At 58.3% G+C, this 3,286-nt stretch carries 4 protein-coding genes and 3 tRNA genes; all 7 read right to left on the bottom strand.

The genetic code is table 11. The features are described 5' to 3' along the window. Positions 1–145 (bottom strand): GTP-binding protein (locus tag ACFW0H_RS30040; protein ID WP_236212687.1); only part of this gene is annotated, 145 nt, incomplete at its 3' end. An 85-nt stretch (positions 146–230) separates the two neighbouring features. After that, a tRNA-Thr gene (locus tag ACFW0H_RS30035) sits at positions 231–306 on the bottom strand. Between the two features lie 26 nt (positions 307–332). Beyond that, positions 333–406 (bottom strand) — tRNA-Gly (locus tag ACFW0H_RS30030). A 25-nt stretch (positions 407–431) separates the two neighbouring features. Then, a tRNA-Tyr gene (locus ACFW0H_RS30025) sits at positions 432–516 on the bottom strand. Between the two features lie 130 nt (positions 517–646). Next, positions 647–1,333, bottom strand: coding sequence for an SPOR domain-containing protein (locus ACFW0H_RS30020; protein WP_422917468.1), 687 nt, complete (start codon positions 1,331–1,333; stop codon positions 647–649). A 9-nt stretch (positions 1,334–1,342) separates the two neighbouring features. Further along, the gene (locus ACFW0H_RS30015; protein ID WP_422917467.1) at positions 1,343–2,092 is read right to left on the bottom strand and encodes a pantothenate kinase; all 750 of its coding nucleotides are present in this window, start codon (positions 2,090–2,092) and stop codon (positions 1,343–1,345) included. Beyond that, the gene (gene birA, locus ACFW0H_RS30010) at positions 2,082–3,038 is read right to left on the bottom strand and encodes a bifunctional biotin--[acetyl-CoA-carboxylase] ligase/biotin operon repressor BirA (RefSeq protein WP_422917466.1); all 957 of its coding nucleotides are present in this window, start codon (positions 3,036–3,038) and stop codon (positions 2,082–2,084) included. The genes ACFW0H_RS30015 and birA overlap by 11 nt, the downstream gene beginning before the upstream one ends. Positions 3,039–3,286: the final 248 nt, after the last annotated feature.

The following is a 3,286-nucleotide window of genomic DNA, read 5'->3' as shown; positions in this document are numbered from 1 at the left end:
GGTCGAACGCACGAGCGGAACCGCCCCAGGTCTCGGAGCAGACCTTGGTCAGAGCAGCAGTCAGAGTGGTCTTGCCATGGTCAACGTGACCAATGGTGCCAACGTTGACGTGCGGTTTGTTACGTTCGAACTTTTCTTTAGCCATCGAGAACGTCTCCCATCAAAAATTTGAGCGAGTCACGCCACCATTAAAACAAAGGCAGATATTTTCATATCTGCCTTTGTTGAGATGGAGCTCATGAGCGGATTTGAACCGCTGACCTCACCCTTACCAAGGGTGTGCTCTACCAGCTGAGCTACATGAGCCAAACACATTGCGAAAACAGCAAACCTGGAGCGGGTAGCGGGAATCGAACCCGCATCATCAGCTTGGAAGGCTGAGGTTCTACCACTGAACTATACCCGCGGAGCCACAGCTCTCGCTTTGAATCTGGTGGAGGGGGAAGGATTCGAACCTTCGAAGTCTATGACGTCAGATTTACAGTCTGATCCCTTTGGCCGCTCGGGAACCCCTCCAAGTGAGGCGGCATTTTAAACTCTGCCACCCTACTGTCAAGCTTTTTCTCAATAAAATCTTGAGGTTAGCAACTTTTGACAGCAGCTTCGCAGTCAGCTTTCTGAGCCACCCTGCGAAGCGGGCGCCATTCTATTCAAGCTTGCGAGGAGATGCAACACCCTCACACGATATAAGTTGATGTTTTAACCCAGAAAAATCTCGGGACAGCTGCTCGAGCAGCGAATCATCAACCAGCCTGCGGCTTTCAGGGGCCACGCGGACCCAATAGTCACGGTGCGCGCGGGACAACTCCCGCATGAGAGGCTCATAGCCGGCGTCACGCAAACGCTGCATGACGCTCTCCGCGGAATCCATGCGAGGGAAGATTCCCAGGGAAATTCCGTTCACCAGATCCCCCTGGGTGACGATGTAACTGTCGATCTTCCTCGCCTGGAGCTCCTTGAGCTGACGCAGGGACGCCTCCCTCGAAGCGAGCGGGGCGAGATAAACCCAATAATCGGTACCTGCCGCCGCATCGACAGGCTGCACCACAGCGCGCACGTCAAGACTGATCAGGCGCTGCTCCAACTCTCGCGCCTGCTCCTCACGCTCGAAGCCTCCCAGAAAAAGACAGACCGCCTGCTCCGCCGGAACCGCCGAGGCGACAGAGCGCCGCGGCTGAACATTGCCGGACTCGCTGAGCAGGCGGATATCCTGCTGCCCCCCCTTGTAGAGCGAAAGCGTTTCCACTTCTTTCGGCCGCAACGGCGCCTGCTGTTGATGCCAGACGTAGTAGAAAAGATTGAGAACCAGAAGGAACAGGAACAACCAGCGCATGGATCGACCTCAATGCAATGGACAGGCGATCGCCAGGCCGGCGAACACCAGATCAGGTAACACCCTTGCGCGCGGAAGCACATCACGAACCAGGAGAGCGTCGCCGCCCGTGAGGAAGACTTCGAACTCGTCCCCCAGATGCTCGGCGGCCAATTCGATCTGCGCCTGGACGAATCCACGCAACATCAGCAGGCAGCCGCGCTCCACAGCCTCAACAGTCGAACGCCCGGGGGCCAAGTCGAGCAACGCCTTCTCCGCCGCCTCGTCGTCATATCGAATGCGCCGCGTATGGGTTCGAAGCTGGTTGCGCATAAGGGGCATCCCGGGGCAAATGAATCCACCCAGGTGCTGCCCATCTCCAGTGATCAAGTCAGAGGTCACCGCGGTCCCCAGATCCAGAACAAGGCAGGGTTTTCGAGCAATGTGATAGGCGCCAAGCACTGCGAGCCAGCGATCCAAACCCAGCCGCTGGTATTCCGAGTAACCATTGCGCACGCCCGCCATTTCCAGCGCCGGCATCGCGCACGCGCATGAAACAGCAAAAACCTCCTGCAGCCGAGCCGTCAGCGAGCGCGTCTCCTCGTCAGAGCGGACACTGACCAGCCGACAATGACGGAGCGCCAATCCGGCGACCGCCTGCAGAGCGGATACCAGCTCATCATCGGAGCCCACCACGCCGCCAGCCAGAGTCGTCTGCTGCGCACTATCGATCACCCGCCATTTGATAAAACTGTTGCCGCAGTCAAGCTCAAGAATCATCACTCAACCTCAAACTGAGCTCTCCACCGCTATAAGCTCGTTCTTCGCCGTCGACACTGAGGCGCAAAGCGCCAGTCGCATCGATCCCCATGACTCTTCCATGTATTTGCTGCACGCCAGCTATCAGGTTGACAGCCCTCCCCTGCCAGAGATGAGCAGCCTCCCATTCTTCACGAAGAGCAGAGAATCCCTCGCTCTTATGGCGCGCCAGGTAAGCCGAGAGAGAGGCACTCAATCGGTTGACCAACGCATTCCTGTCCACGAGCTCGGCTGACTCCCTCTGCATCGAGGTCCAAGGCTGATCAATCTCCTCTGCCGCCACCTGCATGTTCACATTGATTCCAATGCCGACGACCACATGGCAGATATCTGCAGGATCCCCTACCAGCTCAAGGAGAACACCGGCGATCTTGCGGCTGCCGACCAGGAGATCATTCGGCCATTTGAGGCCGACCGACATCAGGCCGAATGCCCGCAGGGTATCCAGCACCGCAAGACCGACAACCAGGCTCAACCCCTCCAGCTGACGGGCACCTCCATCGATCCGCAGAGCGAGACTGTAGTAAAGGTTCTGCGCATACGGACTCACCCACCGGCGCCCCCTTCGCCCCCGCCCCTGGCTTTGCCGCTCGGCGGTTACCGCGAAGGGTGGGACGCCTCCTGCCGACAGCCTTCGCATCACTTCCGCATTCGTAGAGTCCAACGACTCGAACACCTCGTGTGGCCACGGGGCACTCCGCCCATTCAACTCCGAGCTATCGAGCAGGCTCAGCGGGCTCTGCAGCCGATAGCCGCGACCTCGCACCTTATAGATCGGCAGACCGTACTCTGCCTCCAACTGCTGCAACTGTTTCCAGATAGCGCTTCTGCTCACGCCCAGCGCCGCACCCAGAGCCTGGCCCGAGTGGAAGCGCCCATCCCGCAGAAGATTCAATAGGGTCAGCATGTGCTGAGGTCCGACTCACAATGAGGCAGGCATCATATCCATGCACACTCAGGTTGCATAGAAATCCGGCACCCCCTGAATGCCGCTCAATGCCAATGAGGACGACGCATGACTCGATCCGATTTTCTCGCGCGCAAAGACAAACCCCCGACACGCCTGGGCGTATCGGGGGTTTGGGATAGAAGCTTGACGATGACCTACTCTCACATGGAGAAGCTCCACACTACCATCGGCGATGCGTCGTTTCA

The organism is Metapseudomonas cellulosilytica (genome assembly GCF_049334135.1).
Classification (GTDB): Bacteria; Pseudomonadota; Gammaproteobacteria; order Pseudomonadales; family Pseudomonadaceae; genus Metapseudomonas.
Note: the sequence above shows the minus strand (reverse complement) of the source record. Positions and strands in the feature narration are given on the sequence as shown.

Excerpts from the sequence above, each read along its gene's own strand:
- ACFW0H_RS30020 (WP_422917468.1), bottom strand. The coding sequence starts at position 1,333 with ATGCGCTGGTTGTTCCTGTTCCTTCTGGTTCTCAATCTTTTCTACTAC.
- ACFW0H_RS30015 (WP_422917467.1), bottom strand. The coding sequence starts at position 2,092 with ATGATTCTTGAGCTTGACTGCGGCAACAGTTTTATCAAATGGCGGGTG.
- birA (WP_422917466.1), bottom strand. The coding sequence starts at position 3,038 with ATGCTGACCCTATTGAATCTTCTGCGGGATGGGCGCTTCCACTCGGGC.